Below are 16610 nucleotides of genomic sequence, written 5' to 3'. Positions count from 1 at the left end.
CGCTTTCTCCTAGCGCTGGCCCTGGTACATGAAGCCGCTGTCGTTGACGCCGAACTTGTACTTGCGGTTCATCTCGATGATCTCGGCACCGGCCAGCAGCACGGGACCGTAGCCGTGCGCGGCGCGCACGCTGACGGGGCGGTAGTAGTAGAACGCCGGGTCGAACGCCATGCCCGTGCCCACGCACGTGCCTTCGACCTCGCCCTTCGCATTGACCTTGGTGGCCACCGCGTTCCAGGCCAGGTTGGCCATCGGGCCGTACATCTCCTTGTCCAGGTAACCGCGGTTGACGGCGCGGGCGATGGCATACGTGTAGATCGCGCTGGCGGACGTCTCCAGGTACGAGTCGGGGCGGTCGATCAGCTGGTGCCACAGGCCGTCCTTGTCCTGGAAGCTGGCCAGCCCGCGCGCATGGGCGCGCAGCTGCCGCACGACGGCCGGGTAGCCCTTGTGCGTTGTCGGCAGCACCTCCAGCACCTCGACCATCGCCATGATGGCCCAGCCATTGGCGCGCGCCCAGTGCAGTTCGGGATGGTCCTGCATCCCTTCCACGTAGCCGTGCATGTAGATGCCCAGCTTCGGATTGAACATGCGCTGCGAGAACTGCAGCACCTGCCGCACGGCGTCATCGTGGTATTTGGCGTTGCCCGTGTCCTTGCCCAGCAACGCGATGGTGGGCACGCCCATGAACATGTCGTCCAGCCACAGCGTGTCGGGCAGGGGCCGCATCTTGACGCCGCCCTTGCCGTCCGGGCCGCCGCGGGCCAGGGTGCCGTCCTTCAGGCGGTATTCCTTCTGCGTGACGAAGGTGCCGCAGATGTCCACCATCTGGCCGTAGTCGACCTTCGTGCCGGCCTGCTTCGCTTTCAGGAAACTCATGCACAGGGCGCCCGCGTCGTCCAGCGCGTGCGGGTTCAGGAAGCTCTTGATCGGTGCCTGCGCGTTGACGGGATCGGCCTTGACCGCCGGGTAGTACACGCGCGTCAGGTCGGACAGCAGCCGGTGCCGGCGTACGGTGTAGTCGGTGTAGCGGGTGTCGCCGGTGGCGGCCCCGGCGGCCAGCATGCCGGCGTAGGTGACGCCCCACTCGTAGCTGGTCAGGCGGAAGTCGCCCGGTTTCAGGACGGCGTCCGGATCGGCCTTGTCCAGCCGCGCGAGCGACGCGCCGGTGCGCTTGTCGATCACTTCGGCCGGGGTGCTCGCTTCCAGGTAGCCCAGCACGCGGTCCAGCACCGCCTTCACTTCGGCGGCTTCCATCGCCCGGTACGGGTTGGGGTATTGGACGGCCAGCGCATGCAGCATCGCGTCCTTGGGCGCCGGCCCCTTTTCCTGCGGCGGCGGGGCTTCCTGCGCCAGTGCCTGCGGGGCCAGGCAGGACAGCAGCGTTGCCAGCAACGTGCCGGCGATGGCTGCCAGGTTCGTGTTCCGGGTGTTCGGTGATTGACTCATCTCCACTACGCGTCTCCATGGTTACGGCCGCATGCTGGCCACGGCCACAGTAGCCCATCCGCTTGCGCTCTGCAATGCGCTGCGCGGCCGCTTCGCGTATCGCTCGCATTGTTGATCGGAGCGCTGCCGCCCGCTACCGCTTGCGCAGCTGCGTGAGCAGTTCGGCAGGCACGGCGAATACCGTGCCGTGCCGCATGCGCAGCGGCGTGCCTTCGTCGGGGAAGTGCATCCGCGCCGTGACGTCCTCCCACGTGCGCAGGTCGCGCGAGCGCAGCGCGCCGTAGCGCTTGCCGATGTAGGCGTCGTAGTAGACGATGACGTCGTCGCCGGCCTGGATGGCCGTGGGTCCTTCCACCCATAGTCCGGCCGGCGTGATGGGTGCGCCCAGGGGCTCGAACGGCCCGCGCAGGTGCGGTGCGGGGGCCACCCGCAGGTGCTTGCGTGGCGGGTCGCGGGTTTCGTCCTTTACCAGCAGGTATGACTTGCCGTGCGCGCGCAGGAAGGTCGCGTCGATGACGGAGAAGCCGGGGTCGTACAACAGCCGGGTGGGCGCGAACGTGGCGAAATCCTTTGTGCTCGTGTAGTAGATGCGGTGGTTGTAGCCGTCCTCCGAAGCGTCGGCGGTCTGCGTGAATTTGCCCGGTACCGTGGACGCCCACAAGATCAGGAACTCACCGCGCTGCTCGTCGTGGACGATTTCCGGCGCCCAGGCATTGCGGACCGACGGCTCGTGCGCCATCACGGGCAGCGCCCGTTGCGCCGACCAGTGCACCAGGTCCGTCGAACTGGCGTAGCCGATATGGTTCTCGTTCCAGCCGGTGGTCCAGACCATGTGGTAGGTGCCGTCCGGTCCGCGCGCGATGCACGGGTCGCGCATCAGGCGGGCCTGGCCGACTTGCGGCGCAAGGAAGCTGCGGCCGTCGCCCAGCTTCTCCCAGCGGTAGGCATCCGTGCTGGCGGCCAGGTGCAGGCCATCGGCGCCGTTGCCGGTGAAGTAGGCAAACAGCCAGGCATTGGCGGCCGTGCAGGGGCCGCACAGCGCCAGCGCCAGCAGGGCGGCGCGGTGGCGCATCATGGATGGGCCTCGTCGCCCAGCGGGCGTTCATTCGTGTGGTTCGGGCTGGCCGGCACGGCGAAGGCGGCCACCGAATCGGGCCGGGCCGGGTCGAACGCAAAACCATCGACCACGTGTGCGGCGGCGGAGACACCGGCGGCGCGCAGGCCCGCCACCACGGCCTTCGCCAACTGGTAGGCGCCGTAGTTGTTGTGGTGCGTGTTGTCGACCTTGCCCGGTGCGGGCTGGGCGAAGGCGGCTTTCGACCCTTCCACGCCGAGCGCCTCGTACATCGGCTTGCTGGCCGCGTTCAGGTCGATGAAGGGGACGTGCAACTCGTGTGCGGCCTCCCGGGCCGCCGCGGCGTAGTCCGATAGCGAACCGATCACCTTGCCGTCCGCGTCGAACGCGCGCCGCTCCATCGGCGACAGCACCACGGCCTCGCCGCCGCGCGCGCGGATCGCCTCGACGTGGGCGCGCAGCTCCGCCTTGTAGGTGGCGGGACTGCCGTTGCCTTGCTTGAGCTGCTTCTGGTCGTTGTGGCCGAACTGCAGCAGCACGGTGTCGCCGGGACGCAGCAGGCTGGCGATCTTGTCGAGCCGGCGCCGCGCCAGCGAGTCGCGGTAGGTCTCGCCCGACTCGCCATGATTGGCCACCGCGATCGTGGGCCGGAAGAAGCGCGGCAGCATCTGGCCCCAGCTGGCATACGGCTCCTGCGGCTGGTCGCACACGGTGGAGTCGCCCAGCAGGAACAACGTGGGAACGCGCGCGGGCCGGATCTCGATCGTGCGCACGGGACCGTGCAGCTCCAGCGTCAGTCGGCCATCCCAGTTCCACGCCTCCTGCACCGTCTCGCGCGGCGCCTTCAGGTCGACGGCACCGCCGCCGGCGATACGCGGCGTGCGGGTGTTGACGATGAAGGTGCGCGTGACGGTGGCGCCGGCGGCGACCGGCACGCGCTCGAGCATCAGCCGGCGCAGCTCCGCCTTGACGGTCGCGCTGGCTGGCTCGCGCGTCCCGCCAAAGGTAATCGTCACGGCATGGTTGCCTTCGGGGACATCGGCGGAGAATAAAAAAGGTTTCGCGCCCGGTGCGGGGGATGGCTCGAAACCGAAACCGCGAGCAGCGCTGTAGGGCATATCCGATCGCACGGCAATGGCGCCGGCGGCCGCCACGGCGCTGAAGTCGAAGCGCCACGCGTCGCGCGGCGCGGCCGCGGCGTGGCCGGCCAGCGCGAGCAGGGCCGCGAGGGAAAAAAGGGTGACTGTCACCGTTTTTCAGCGCGGACGGATGGGTGCCGGCACGACCGGCTTCATGCCTTCGCCCAGGTGGAAGCTGGGGTGCGGCGGCTGGTTGTAGCCGGCGTTCTGGCCCGCCACCTGCACGCGGTACTGGGGATCGTGCATCAGCGTGGGAATGCGGTAGGGCGTCGGGGCGGTCGTCGCGAACACCAGCAGGGCTGCGTTGTCGGCCGTGCGCAGCACGGCTTCCTCGCGCCAGTCGCCCAGCAGGTCGGCCGACAGCACCGGCGTGGCCTTGGTGCCGTTGTTCGACGCCGCGCCATACGTGGCGCCTTCCAGGACGCGGTTGAACGAGCTGGTGGCGGGGTCCCACTTGTCGATGCCGGTGCCGTCCAGCGATTCGCGCAGCAGGTCGCCGTCCCACCAGGACGCGAAATTCATGCGGTTCGGCCGGGTGGCGGAGATCTGCTGGCCGCCCGCGCTCATCAGGCCGCCGGCGGAGGCCCAGCATTCCGCGCCGGGCCAGGCGGGATCGATGTCCATGCAGACGCCGCGCCCTACGTCGCGGCCGTTGCCCGGCACGCTCCACAGCAGCTTGCCGGTGGCGGCGTCGTGCATCCCGGCGCCGGCAGTGCCGTAGCAGGCCGGGCTCTCGTGCACCATGAAGACCTGCTGGCCGTCGCGTGCCGGATCGAGCTTGCCGACATGGAGCGCGTCGCCGTGGCACAGGTTGGTGCTGTACAGCAGGTGACCGTCGCTGCCGATGGTCGCGGCGCCGTAGACGATGTCGTCGCGGCTGTCGCCGTCCACGTCCGCCACCGAGAACCAGTGCGCGCCCTGGCCCCGTGCGGCGGCGCCTTCGACATCCGTGTCGAACACCCAGCGGCTGCTCAAGACGCCGTCGCGCCAGTCCCATGCCGCGACGACGGCCCGCGTGTAATAGCCGCGTGCGAACACGGCGCTGGGACGCGAGCCGTCCAGGTAGGCCACGCCGCCCAGGAAGCGGTCGACGCGGTTGCCGTACTTGTCGCCCCAGGCGGCCACGTCGCCGCGCGCCGGCAGGTAGTTCGTGGTCGCCAGCGCCTTGCCGGTGCGGCCGTCGAACACCGTCAGGAACTCCGGTCCGGCCAGCACGTAGCCGGCGCTGTTGCGGTAATCGGCCGCCGCGTCGCCGATGACGGTGCCGCGCCCGTCAACGGTGCCGTCGGCCGTCTTCATCATCACTTCCGCGCGGCCGTTGCCGTCCAAGTCGTAGGCCAGGAACGTCGTGTAGTGCGCGCCCGCGCGGATATTGCGGCCCAGGTCGATGCGCCACAGGCGCTTGCCGCTCAATGCGTAGGCGTCGACGTAGGTATGACCCGTGTAGCCGGACTGCGAATTGTCCTTGGCGTTGGTGGGCTGCCACTTCACGACCAGCTCGTACTTGCCGTCGCCATCGAGGTCGGCGGCCGAGCCGTCGTTCAGCTCGTAGCTATAGGCCACGCCATCGGGCGTGATGCCCCGGCCGGGGCCTCCACAGGGATGCGCAGCACGGCTTGCGGCCATACGGTGCCCGCGTTGTCCTTGTCCTTCTCGCTGCCCTTGACCACCGTGCGTACCACGTACTGTGCCGCCGCGGTACCGGTTGGATCGACGAAGTTGCTGGCCTCGAGCGGCGCCGCGTTGAGGAGCACGCCGTCGCGGTACATATTGAAGCGCGTGTCGGCGGCATCCGTGCCCAGCACGCGCCAGCCGACAAACACGCCGCTGCCGGTGGCGACGGCGACGACGCCGCGATCGAGTTTTTCCACCTGCTTGCCGGTATCGGCCGCGGCGCTCTGCTGCAGCGTCAGGGCAAGGAGGGCGATAGGCGTCAGGCGCAGGGCAGGCGTGATGGCTCGAGTCATGGGTTCACCAGGTCGTGGAGGGAGGAAAACGAGTATCGGCAGGGCGCCTCGCAGTGTCAACGGAGCGGCCGCATGTAATCACGTTGATGAGCGGCGCGGCGACATGTGCAACGGGTGTTGCCGACAGCGAGGCCGGGGGCTGTAGCGCGCCTGCGTCTTTCTCGCATCGGCTAACCGTGCGCAGGCTATCAAGGCGCGCCCTTGTGCGACAATCGGCGGGTCGGGCGACGGCTGTCCGGTCCGAACGAGACTGTAGAAGCAGGACTGTAGGTGCGGTGACATTGCGAAGTGGCTTGCAAGTTGGAGCGATAGCGAAAGGGTGTCAAGTGGCTACCGATGACCAGTTCAGGGCCTGCCGTCGCAGTAATTGCGTGCGTGCGGCCTATGTCGAAGCGGCGATCCGCGTCAACGCCATGTTCGGTTCCGACCGGGCGTACTGGATACTGATCCGCGAAAAAGTCCCCGCCCCCGTCATCGAACGGATCCTGAAGGGAAAGAACGGGGCGGTGCGGCGCAAGGACCGTCGTTACGCCGCGCACGGTGCCGGCAATCGGCAACCCAATCGGAAGCGCGTCCCTGCCGAGGGCCGTTCCGACGAGCTGACCTCCCAGCGCATCGACGTGGCATTGGTCTTCCAGGCGATACTGGGGACGGATGCCGCCGCTCAGTACCTGCGCGATGCCGGCGTCCCGGTCTGGATCACGGCACGGGTGCTGGGATCGGCCAAGCGCAGGCCGGCGCCGGAGCTGGTCGAGGCCTGATTGGGGCGCTGCCGCGTGACTCCGCTACGGCCGGGTCCTTTTCGCCGCTGACGCGAGTACTCGAGTGCCGCCAGTCCCGTTCCGTCCATTGTCTACCTCATCGCCGCAGTGCGGCATGTGCCGGTATGGTGCCTGTACAATGAGCAGCCGCGCCTGCTGACACTGCCCGCCGACGGGACTCGTTGTTTTTCGCCTTATGTTGGTGGACGAGCAGTCCGGGGGTTGATTCACGTTGTAGAATGATTTTTGTACGGTCGTTTCCCTGGAGGCAGTAATGAAGTTCGATAACTTTACCTTGAGCGATCTGGCGGAAATCAAGCAGCGTACCGTGCAGCGCCTGCGTGCCCAGGAAACGCTGCGCAAGGCAGCGGAGCATGAGCCGGCCAAGCCGGGCTCCACGCTGCCCGGCCTCGACACCATCCGCACCTATTTCTCGGGCGACCGGTCCGCCGAGGATGTGCGCCAGAGCATCAACCGCGCATTTGCTGAGAATCCCCGCGTCCTGGCGCTGAGCCGGGCCGACATGCGCGAGACATTGCGCTCGGCCTCGAAGAAAATCAGCAGAGAGTAGCAATGCCTGCCCGGGAATCCATGTACCGGGTGCTGGTGGAGGACCCGGACGATGTGCTGGGAGCGCTCGCCTATACGGCCTACAAGCGTCACCAGGACGAGGTGATGACCAAAATCGAACACGACACCGGGCAGCCGCCGACCCAGGCCGACTATGAATCGTTTTTCAAGATGACGAGCACCCCGGCCAGCACCGATATGTATTTTCAGCGGGCCGAGGCGTTGATCAACGCCTTCCTGACCGAGACCCTCGAGCAGCGTGCCGTCGAACTGGAGTCGCAGTTTGCCGCCACGGCCACGGCGGAAACGTTGAAGGCAATCCGTGCCAAGCAGGACGAGAAACGCACCTGGCGCGGCTGGGTGGCCGATTCGCTGGGCAATCTGGCCGTCAACTTCGTGACGATCCTGCTGATCGCAGGCGTGGTCGCAGGCGTCAGCGCCATCGATTCGGCGACCGGCCTCTGGAAGTACAATGTCGACGCGCTGTTCGGCACCGAACATGCTGCGCCCGCTCCGCCGTCCGGGCGGCAGGTGCCGGTGCCGGTGGCCCCCGGCAATCCAGCCCGCCAGCAGTAGCGCCGGCAGCGCGGCCAGCCCGCTGCGGTACCAGTGTGGCCGTCGCGGGAAGCCGGCGCATCTGCCTGTATAATGTGCGGCCCCGTATTCCAGCCGTTCCATCATGACCGTCATCCCCGATACCCCTGCCACCGCGCCGCGCGGCCGCCGCATCAGCGTCGCCCCCATGATGGACTGGACCGACCGCCACTGCCGTGTGTTCCACCGCCAGATCACCAAGCACACGTGGCTCTACACGGAGATGGTGACGACGGGCGCGCTGGTGTATGGCGATGTCGAGCGCCACCTGCGCTTCAATGACGAGGAGCATCCGGTGGCGCTGCAGTTGGGCGGCAGCGACCCGCAGGACCTGGCCGTCAGCGCGAAGCTGGGCGAAAAGTGGGGCTACGACGAAATCAACCTCAATTGCGGTTGCCCGTCCGAGCGGGTCCAGAAGGGCGCGTTCGGCGCCTGCCTGATGGCCGAGCCGGAACTGGTGCGCGACTGCGTCAAGGCGATGCGCGATGCCGTCAGCATCGACGTCACCGTCAAGCACCGCATCGGCATCAACGACACCGAAAGCTACGACTTCGTGCGCGATTTCGTGGGCCAGGTCGCCGACGCCGGTTGCAGCACGTTCATCGTCCATGCCCGCAATGCCATCCTGAAGGGCTTGTCGCCCAAGGAAAATCGCGAGATCCCGCCGCTGAAGTACGAGTACGCCTACCGCCTGAAGCGCGACTTCCCGGCATTTGAAATCCTGATCAATGGGGGCATCAAGACCGAAGCAGAGATCGACGAGCACCTGCGCCACGTCGATGGCGTGATGCTGGGCCGTGAGGCATACCACAACCCCTACCTGATGGCGACGTTCGATGCGCGCTACTACGGCGACGAGACGCCGGTGAAGTCGCGCGAGGAAGTGTTGCACGCGATGATGCCGTATATTGCGGCCCAGCTGGCGCAGGAGGGCGGGCGTGGCCTGAAGCTGAACACGATCACGCGCCATATGCTCGGGCTGATGCAGGGTCTGCCCGGCGCGAAGAACTTCCGCCAGACGTTGTCCGATTCCAAAAAACTCTCCGCCGGCGATCCAGCCCTGCTGCTCGCGGCAATTCCCCGCCCGCGTTAAAACCGGGAGCGCGCGGATCCGGGCCGCTCGGGTCCGGCGCTTATCCCCGGCATGTCCCCCCGTCCGCCCCTTTGCGCGGAGTGTCTCATTTTCCACAAAGAAATCAAAATTGCTTAGCTCCTAGGCAATATTTCCTTGCTGCTCGGCAATGTAGCCAACTATAATTTCCTCATAGACACATCTTTCACTGTTGGTAATATGGTGAAAAGGGACGAAAAACGACAGCTTTTCGACAATTCGCTCCCCTTGTTTTGCATTCGCAGTCAATGTTTGTTACTGTCCTTACTTGCGTGATGGCAATTAGTAGTGTGTTACATCAACGCCAAGTACTCTTGGTCAGCCGATAACAACTGTCTTTTATACGAAGAGCCGAAATGAATTTAAGCAAAATGAAAGTAGGGACCCGCCTCGGTCTCGGGTTCGCACTGGTGCTGCTGTTCCTGATCGTCGTCACCGTGGTCGGCATCTTCCGCATGGCACAGATCCAGGACCGCCTCGATCACGTGGTCAGCGTCAACAACGTCGTGACCCGCCTGGTCGTCGACATGCGTCACAACGTGCAGGATCGTATCGGCTACCTGCGCGTGCTGACGTTGATGTCCGATCCGGCCGACATGGAACCGGAATTCGTCCGCCTGAAAGAGCAGACCGCCAAGTACGACGCCACGCTGAAGAAACTGGAAGCCCAGTTCGCCATCGAAGCGCTGCCGGAAGAGAAGAAGCTGCTGGCGCAGATCAAGGAACATGAAGCCGTCGCGATGCCGGCCATCGAGCGCGCTTCCGCGCTGTGGCTGGCCAATGACGCCATGGGCGCCACCAAGATCCTGATCAAGGAGATCAAGCCGGCGCAGAAGAAATGGCTGGACGCACTGGACCAGCTCACGGCTTTCGAAGACAAGCTGAACAACCAGGTCAAGATCGACGCGGCGGACGGCTTCAACAGCGCCCGCACGTTCATGATCGGCATGGGCGTGATGGCCGTGCTGATTTCCCTGTCGGCGGCCTGGGCCATCACCCGCGGCCTGCTCAAGCAGCTGGGCGGCGAACCGGAATACACCGCATCGATCGCCGGCAGCATCGCCAACGGCGACCTGTCCATCGCCATCGACACGTCGTCCACCGACAAGGGCAGCCTGCTGGTCGAGATGAAGGAAATGCGCGACAGCCTGGTCGGCATCGTCGGCCAGGTCCGCGTGGGTACCGAAACGATCGGCACCGCCTCGCGTGAAATCGCGGCCGGCAATATCGACCTGTCGTCCCGTACCGAAATGCAGGCCTCCTCGCTGGAGAAGACCGCCTCGGCAATGGAAGAACTGACGTCGACCGTCAAGCAGAATGCCGACAACGCCCGTGAAGCAAACCAGCTGGCCGCCAGCGCCTCGGACGTCGCTCGCAAGGGTGGCGCGGTGGTGTCGCAGGTGGTCGATACGATGAGCTCGATCAACGAGTCCGCCAACAAGATCGTCGACATCATCGGCGTCATCGACGGCATCGCGTTCCAGACCAACATCCTGGCGCTGAACGCTGCCGTCGAGGCCGCCCGTGCCGGCGAACAAGGCCGCGGCTTCGCCGTGGTGGCGTCCGAAGTGCGCAACCTGGCCCAGCGTTCCGCCGGCGCCGCGAAGGAAATCAAGGCCCTGATCGGCGACTCCGTGGAGAAGGTCGAGCGCGGTTCGAAACTGGTCGGCCAGGCCGGCGTGACGATGGACGAAGTGGTGGCCTCCGTGCGCCGCGTCACCGACATCATGAGCGAGATCGCCAACGCCAGCCAGGAACAGAGCGCCGGCATCGAGCAGGTCAACCAGTCGATCATCGAGATGGACAGCATGACCCAGCAGAACGCCGCGCTGGTCGAGGAAGCGGCCGCCGCCGCGCAAAGCCTGCAGGACCAGGCGTCCGAACTGGCGCGCGTGGTCAGCATCTTCAAGCTCGAAGCGGGCGAGGAGCGCGCCGTGCTGGCCGCCACCGCGGCGGTGCCAAGCAAGCAGACGGCGCTGGTGAAGCCCGCGGCCAAGGCGCCGCGCAAGGCCGTCGCCGCACCGGAAGCGCCTGCCAAGTCCAGGAAGGTCGTGGCCACCGCCTCGTCCGGTGCGGACGAGTGGGAAGAGTTCTGAGCCTGACCGGCCGCGGCGCGGCCGACCAAACCTGATCAAGACAAGTCGGAAATAAAAATGAACAAGCGTTTCATCGGTTTTATCGCAGCAACCCTCGTCTCCGGCGCCGTCGTGGCGGCCGAAGTTCCAGCGTCCGTGGATGCCCGCAAATGCAAGGCGGACTACCCGAAAGCTTCCCTGCTGAACGAAGAGCAAGGCGCCGTCTCGATGGCCTTCCTCGTCTCGCCCGGCGGTGACGTGCTGGATTCGAAGGTCGAAAAATCGAGCGGCTACAAGAACCTGGACAAGGCGGCCCTCAAGGCCCTGGCCGCGTGCAAGTTCAAGCCGGGTACGAAAGACGGCGTCGTGGCGCAGACCTGGACCAAGGTCGACTACGTGTGGTCTCTGTAATCAATCGATTAATCATTTACTGGGAGAATCTGATGTCCAAGAATATGCGTGTGTTGAGTGTTGTGGCTGCGGTGCTGGTGTCGGGTGCTGCATTGGGTGCCGAAGTACCGGCTTCGTTCGATGCCAAGAACTGCAAGGCCGAGTATCCGAAGGCTTCGCTGATGAACGAAGAGCAGGGTACCGTGTCGATGGCGTTCCTGGTGTCCGCCTCGGGCGACGTCAAGGATTCGAAAGTCGAGAAGTCGAGCGGCTTCAAGAACCTGGACAAGGCAGCCATCAAGTCCCTGTCGGCCTGCAAGTTCAAGCCGGGCTCGAAGGACGGCGCGCCGGCGGAAACGTGGACCAAGGTCGACTACGCCTGGAAACTGGACTGATCGACGTCCTCCCCCGCAAAAAACCGGCTCCCTTGGGCCGGTTTTTTCATGGGCGGCGCCGGCCTGGAGCCGATCCCTGTTTGCCGTCGCGGACATCTGTTAATCTGCTGGTATCGCTTGCATCGTTTCCACTCATGAAATACCTGCATTCCTTACCGCTGTCGTTGTCCGCGCTGTCCTCCCTGGTGCTGCTGTCCGGCTGCGCCATGATGCGCAATGCCCATGATCCCGCGCGCGACAAGCAGACGGTCACCGTCGTCAATGCGATGACCTGGACGAACCCGCTGTCCGGCAAGCGCGACGGCGTGCGGACGGCCTGGCCGCTGGCACAGCTGGCCAACCACGAAGAGATCTTCCCGCTGGCGCAGATCAAGCAGTGCGACGGCGCGCAACTGCCGTGCCGCTGGGGCGTGCTCAGCGCCTCGCGCAGCATCACGCGCTACGAATACATTGCCGGCGCCGTGACGCTCGACCTGGGCCTGCTGGTCGATGTACACCGGCGCCAGCAGGACCGCCGCCGCAACTTCCACACATCGATGGCGATTCCCGGCGACGTGCCGGCGCTGACGTACCGCAAAACCGCGAAAGAGGGCGTCGTGCTGCCCTACGGGAAGGTCTACCGGGTCGAGATGGAGCACGGCCTGCGCTACGAGATCTGCGCGCAGCGCGTGGATGCTGGCGGCCGTGCGCTCGATCGGTGCGATATCCCGTATATTTGACGTGCAGGGAGACGTGGGTCTCCGAGAGCAAACGGGAGAGTTCAGATGGCGCAGTCGAAATCGTCGGGCAGTCAGAACAAGCAGTCGGCCACGCAGGCGGAGCAGGAGTCGACCCCTTCCAACAAGAAAGCCAAGAGCGGCAAGGAAGCGGCCAGCCATACCAAGGCCGGTACCGACAAGGGTGCGGGCGGCGGCAAGAAGCAGGCGCGTCACCATTGAGGGGCGCACGGCCGGGCTTGCCCGGCCTATCGTTTTGTATGCTGTTGTTCCCCGCTGTAACGAGGTGTAAAACCGCGGCAGCCCCACGCAATTTTCCCTATGATGTTCGATCGGGAGGAGATTTGCGATGAAGACCTTATTTGTAGTGCCTGTGATTGCTGTCTTGCTGGCGGGGTGCGCCGCACCGGGTCCGTACTATGCCGCGCAGCCAGCCGATCCGTATCAGTGGCGCACTGTGTCGGTGACGCCGGTGCCGCTGGGTACGGGCGCGCGGGCGCCAGCCGGCGGCGACTACACGTCGCGTCCGGTCACGACCACGACGTATGTGCAACAGCCTGTCTACGTGCCGCAGCCCGTCTATACGCCCGCACCGGTGTATGCACCGTCGCCAGTGTACGCGGCACCGCCAGCGTATTACTGGCCGCCTATTTCGATCGGATTGGACTTCATGTTCAGCAACCACCACCGGCATGGCTGGGGTGGTCGCGGCTGGGGGCGCGGGCGGCGCTGAGCCGCCCGGCCCCGGCCGTGTCAATGCAGCAGGAAGAAGGTCGCCTCGGTCAGCATGTCGGCAGAGCACAGCAGGTAGGTCGACGTACCGACGAATCCCAGCACGATTGAGCTCAGCGTAAGTGGAAGATGGCGTAACATGATGTGCTCCTTGGCCGGCGCGGTTGGTTTCTCGATGGAGTCATCTTAAGCAACCCTTAAGGCGCGGTCATCGGCAAAAGGTCCGAGCGATTGTAGGAATAACGCTCGCTGCCATGCGCAGGCTTCCTGGCCTGCGCTTTTTTTCGTCCGATGAAAAGAACAGGCCGTGCGCACGGCCCGGCCATATCGATCTGCGCAGCCCTGCTGGGTTGCGGGACCCGGTTGCCGCCGTTACTTGCGGCCGAACGTGATGACGGCCGTTTCGGGCGCCGTGTCCAGCGCGTTGGAGATCGTCAGCCAATGCGTCAGCCGTTCGGGGTGGCGCAGCGTGATGCCGACGCCGTCGATATAGCCGATCAGCTCAAGTGAGCGCGCATCCATCTTCGCCTTCGACACGGTCGGGGCCAGCGCGATCAGGCGGTCGTACGCCTTGCGGATCTTGTTTTCCCACTTGTGCAAGCTGGTCTCGTCGAACCGGTTGGCTTCGAAATAGACGGTCAGCGAGCCGTCCGGATTGCCGAAGCCGACGATGCCGGCGCCCTTGCGGATCGTGGTCGAAGCGCCCAGGTCGAACGCTTCGGTAGGGACGAACACGCCGGCGCGCCCGCCGAAGCTCGGGTGGCCGACCGGGGTGTCCTTGCTGTAGGTGCTGAGTTCCTTGACTGGATTATCTTCTGCCATGATGGGGGTCGTTTGCAAAGAGCGATGGCTTATTTTAGCGCTAAATTAGTTCCTAGTGGAAACTATCGTCGGTTTAATTTCGCTGCTGTGGACATGTCGCAACCTCATGGCAAAGATGCGACGGGCCGGCACGGTTCGCTGTCCCAAAACAAAAAGCCCCGTGCGGACACGGGGCTCTTCATCGAATTCGGTGGGGTGGCTGATGGGGCTCGAACCCACGACAACAGGAATCACAATCCTGGACTCTACCAACTGAGCTACAGCCACCACTGAACTACTTCACTGTTTCTGCAACCTTCTGCATGACAGAGGCCGCATTATACATAGCCGATTTGCTTCTGGCAAATCTAAAAAGGAAGTTTCTTCAAAACCGGTGACAGTCACCTTTTCGAGGACAGAAAAACGGTGACAGTCACCGATTTTCAGGCAACTTGCACCGCTTCGACTTGCGGTGCGAGGCCCAGCAGCCCCTGGAAGGCGGCGGCCAGGACAGCGGCGTCGGCCGTCGTGTAGCCACGCAGGTGCGCCACGCCAGCGGGGCGCAGCAGGCCCGCGCCTTCCAGCAGGCGGGCCAGTTGGCGTGCGACAGCGTCGCCCGTGTCCACCAGCGTGACAGGCCCGCCGGCGTGCGCGGCGACGATCTGGCGAATGACATCCTCGACGAACGGGTAGTGCGTGCAGCCCAGCACCAGCGTGTCGGCACCTTGTTCCAGCAGCGGCACGACATACTTCTCCAGCATGGCGGACGTCGCCGCGGAGCCCAGCTCGCCCAGCTCGATCTGGTCGACCAGGCCCACGCAGGGCTGCAGCAGGAACTCGGTGCCCGTGGCGGCGGCAACCTGGTCGCGTAGCTGCAGGAACTTGTCGCCGCGCAGCGTACGGTCCGTCGCCAGTACGCCCACCTTGCCGGACTGCGTGGCAGCCGCGCCGGGCTTCAGGCCCGGTTCGACGCCGACGATCGGCATGCCCGGCCACTGCGCGCGGACGGCCTTGATGGCCGCTACCGTCGCCGTGTTGCAGGCCACGACCAGGGCCTTGGCGCCCTGGCCGAACAGGAAGCCGGCCACGGCCAGCGAGCGCTCGATGAGCCATTCCTCGCTGCGGCCGCCGTACGGCGCATAGCCGGAATCGGCAAAGTACAGCAGGTGCTCGTGCGGCAGCTGCGCGTGGATATGGCGCAGGACCGACAGCCCGCCGACGCCGGAATCGAAGATGCCGATCGGTGCGTCGAAGGGGGCGTTGGCGACGGGCTCGGTCATGGCTGGCCTCAGGCTGGAACGGCGTTCTTCAGCGACTCGATCTTGACGGACCATTCCTTCGGGCCCGTCTGGTGCACCGACGTACCGGTCGAATCGACGGCCACCGTGACCGGCATGTCGACGACGTCGAACTCATAGATCGCTTCCATGCCCAGGTCCTCGAAGCCGACGACCTTGGCGTGCTTGATCGCCTTCGACACCAGGTAGGCGGCGCCGCCGACGGCCATCAGGTAGGCCGACTTGTGCTTCTGGATCGATTCGATCGCGGTCGGGCCGCGCTCGGCCTTGCCCACCATCGAGATCAGGCCCGTTTTTTCGAGCATCATGTCGGTGAACTTGTCCATGCGCGTGGCCGTCGTCGGACCGGCCGGACCCACCACTTCGTCGCCCACCGGATCGACCGGGCCGACGTAGTAGATGACGCGGTTGGTGAAGTCCACCGGCAGCGGCTCGCCCTTGGCCAGCATGTCCTGGATGCGCTTGTGCGCGGCGTCGCGGCCCGTCAGCATCTTGCCGTTCAGGAGCAGGGTCTGGCCCGGCGTCCACGCTGCGACTTCTTCCTTCGTCAGCGTGTTCAGGTCGACGCGCTTGGATTTTTCCGTATCCGGCGCCCAGCTGACGCTTGGCCAGTCGGACAGCTTCGGCGGCTCGATGTAGGCCGGGCCGGAGCCGTCCAGCACGAAGTGCGCGTGGCGCGTGGCGGCGCAGTTCGGGATCATCGCGACCGGCTTCGAGGCCGCGTGGGTCGGGTACATGTTGATCTTCACGTCCAGCACCGTCGTCAGGCCGCCCAGGCCTTGCGCACCGATGCCCAGCGCGTTGATCTTGTCGCACAGTTCGATGCGCAGTTCTTCCAGCTTGTTCCGGGGGCCGCGCTGCTTGAGCTCATACATGTCGATGTCTTCCATCAGCGACTCCTTGGCCAGCAGCATGGCCTTCTCGGCGCTGCCGCCGATGCCGATGCCCAGCATGCCCGGCGGGCACCAGCCGGCGCCCATCAGCGGCACGGTCTTCAGGACCCAGTCCACCAGCGAGTCGGACGGGTTCAGCATGACGAACTTGGTCTTGTTCTCGGAGCCGCCGCCCTTGGCTGCGACAGCCACTTCGACGGTATTGCCTTCGACGAGCTCCATGTGCACGACGGCCGGCGTGTTGTCCTTGGTGTTCTTGCGCTCGAAGTGCGGGTCCGCGACGATCGACGCGCGCAGCTTGTTGTCGGCGAAGTTGTACGCGCGGCGCACGCCTTCGTTGACGGCGTCCGTCACGGTGCCCTTGAAGCCTTCGAAGCGCACGCCCATGCCGATCTTCAGGAAGACGTTGACCATGCCGGTGTCCTGGCAGATCGGGCGCTTGCCTTCCGCGCACATGCGCGAGTTGGTCAGGATCTGCGCGATCGCATCCTTGGCGGCCGGGCTCTGTTCCGCCTCGTAGGCGCGGGCCAGGTGCTGGATGTAGTCGGCCGGGTGGTAGTAGCTGATGTACTGCAGCGCTGCCGCCACGGATTCGATCAGGTCGTCTTGCTGGATGATGGTCATGTTAAAAACTCACTAGCGAT

The 16610-nt window shown here is 65.3% G+C and carries 18 protein-coding genes and 1 tRNA gene; 10 read left to right on the top strand and 9 right to left on the bottom strand.

What is annotated here, in order from left to right; translation table 11 throughout:
• Positions 1–9 precede the first annotated feature (9 nt).
• The 5 genes from PX653_RS14685 to PX653_RS14665 all read right to left on the bottom strand — a co-directional run bounded on the left by PX653_RS14685 (position 10) and on the right by PX653_RS14665 (position 5630).
• Positions 10–1449, bottom strand: coding sequence for a glycoside hydrolase family 88/105 protein (locus PX653_RS14685; RefSeq protein ID WP_277413518.1), 1440 nt, complete (start codon positions 1447–1449; stop codon positions 10–12).
• Between the two features lie 133 nt (positions 1450–1582).
• Positions 1583–2524 (bottom strand): glycoside hydrolase family 43 protein, encoded by a 942-nt coding sequence (locus tag PX653_RS14680; protein WP_277413517.1) that lies wholly within the window; start codon positions 2522–2524, stop codon positions 1583–1585.
• Entirely contained in the window at positions 2521–3774 is a 1254-nt protein-coding gene (locus tag PX653_RS14675; RefSeq protein WP_277413516.1) for a rhamnogalacturonan acetylesterase, read from the bottom strand. Before PX653_RS14675 ends, PX653_RS14680 begins: the two co-directional genes overlap by 4 nt.
• A gap of 6 nt (positions 3775–3780) precedes the next feature.
• Entirely contained in the window at positions 3781–5226 is a 1446-nt protein-coding gene (locus PX653_RS14670) for a rhamnogalacturonan lyase (protein WP_277413515.1), read from the bottom strand.
• Entirely contained in the window at positions 5205–5630 is a 426-nt protein-coding gene (locus tag PX653_RS14665) for a rhamnogalacturonan endolyase family protein (RefSeq protein ID WP_277413514.1), read from the bottom strand. The genes PX653_RS14670 and PX653_RS14665 overlap by 22 nt, the downstream gene beginning before the upstream one ends.
• A gap of 371 nt (positions 5631–6001) precedes the next feature.
• On the opposite strand from PX653_RS14665, the gene PX653_RS14660 reads away from it, so the two are divergent.
• The 10 genes from PX653_RS14660 to PX653_RS14615 all read left to right on the top strand — a co-directional run bounded on the left by PX653_RS14660 (position 6002) and on the right by PX653_RS14615 (position 12975).
• Positions 6002–6391, top strand: coding sequence for a hypothetical protein (locus PX653_RS14660; RefSeq protein WP_277413513.1), 390 nt, complete (start codon positions 6002–6004; stop codon positions 6389–6391).
• Between the two features lie 274 nt (positions 6392–6665).
• Positions 6666–6962, top strand: coding sequence for a hypothetical protein (locus PX653_RS14655; protein WP_277413512.1), 297 nt, complete (start codon positions 6666–6668; stop codon positions 6960–6962).
• A 2-nt stretch (positions 6963–6964) separates the two neighbouring features.
• Complete coding sequence (locus PX653_RS14650) at positions 6965–7537, top strand: hypothetical protein (protein WP_277413511.1); 573 nt, start codon at positions 6965–6967, stop codon at positions 7535–7537.
• A 103-nt stretch (positions 7538–7640) separates the two neighbouring features.
• Positions 7641–8648: a tRNA dihydrouridine(20/20a) synthase DusA gene (gene dusA, locus PX653_RS14645; RefSeq protein WP_277413510.1), complete on the top strand. Its 1008-nt coding sequence runs from the start codon at positions 7641–7643 to the stop codon at positions 8646–8648.
• 389 nt (positions 8649–9037) lie between these two features.
• Positions 9038–10762 carry a methyl-accepting chemotaxis protein gene (locus tag PX653_RS14640; protein ID WP_277413509.1) on the top strand — a complete coding sequence of 575 codons (1725 nt, stop codon included), beginning with the start codon at positions 9038–9040 and terminating at the stop codon, positions 10760–10762.
• Positions 10763–10819: 57 nt separating this feature from the next.
• Positions 10820–11152, top strand: coding sequence for a TonB family protein (locus PX653_RS14635; RefSeq protein WP_277413508.1), 333 nt, complete (start codon positions 10820–10822; stop codon positions 11150–11152).
• 32 nt (positions 11153–11184) lie between these two features.
• Positions 11185–11526, top strand: coding sequence for an energy transducer TonB (locus PX653_RS14630; RefSeq protein ID WP_277413507.1), 342 nt, complete (start codon positions 11185–11187; stop codon positions 11524–11526).
• Positions 11527–11660: 134 nt separating this feature from the next.
• Positions 11661–12245: a hypothetical protein gene (locus tag PX653_RS14625; RefSeq protein ID WP_277413506.1), complete on the top strand. Its 585-nt coding sequence runs from the start codon at positions 11661–11663 to the stop codon at positions 12243–12245.
• Between the two features lie 45 nt (positions 12246–12290).
• Positions 12291–12464, top strand: coding sequence for a hypothetical protein (locus tag PX653_RS14620; protein WP_277413505.1), 174 nt, complete (start codon positions 12291–12293; stop codon positions 12462–12464).
• 127 nt (positions 12465–12591) lie between these two features.
• The gene (locus tag PX653_RS14615) at positions 12592–12975 is read left to right on the top strand and encodes a hypothetical protein (protein WP_277413504.1); all 384 of its coding nucleotides are present in this window, start codon (positions 12592–12594) and stop codon (positions 12973–12975) included.
• A gap of 371 nt (positions 12976–13346) precedes the next feature.
• Here the strand turns inward: PX653_RS14615 and PX653_RS14610 are convergent, their stop codons facing one another.
• The 4 genes from PX653_RS14610 to PX653_RS14595 form a co-directional block, all read right to left on the bottom strand.
• Entirely contained in the window at positions 13347–13796 is a 450-nt protein-coding gene (locus PX653_RS14610; RefSeq protein ID WP_277413503.1) for a hypothetical protein, read from the bottom strand.
• A 191-nt stretch (positions 13797–13987) separates the two neighbouring features.
• Positions 13988–14063, bottom strand: a tRNA-His gene (locus tag PX653_RS14605).
• Between the two features lie 155 nt (positions 14064–14218).
• Positions 14219–15055 carry a glutamate racemase gene (murI, locus tag PX653_RS14600; RefSeq protein WP_277413502.1) on the bottom strand — a complete coding sequence of 279 codons (837 nt, stop codon included), beginning with the start codon at positions 15053–15055 and terminating at the stop codon, positions 14219–14221.
• Between the two features lie 8 nt (positions 15056–15063).
• The gene (locus PX653_RS14595; protein WP_277413501.1) at positions 15064–16590 is read right to left on the bottom strand and encodes a fumarate hydratase; all 1527 of its coding nucleotides are present in this window, start codon (positions 16588–16590) and stop codon (positions 15064–15066) included.
• Positions 16591–16610 lie beyond the last annotated feature (20 nt).

Source organism: Pseudoduganella chitinolytica, from assembly GCF_029028125.1.
Classification (GTDB): Bacteria; Pseudomonadota; Gammaproteobacteria; order Burkholderiales; family Burkholderiaceae_D; genus Rugamonas; species Rugamonas chitinolytica.
The sequence above is the reverse complement of the archived record's forward strand: the minus strand, read 5'-3'. Positions and strand labels throughout refer to the sequence as shown.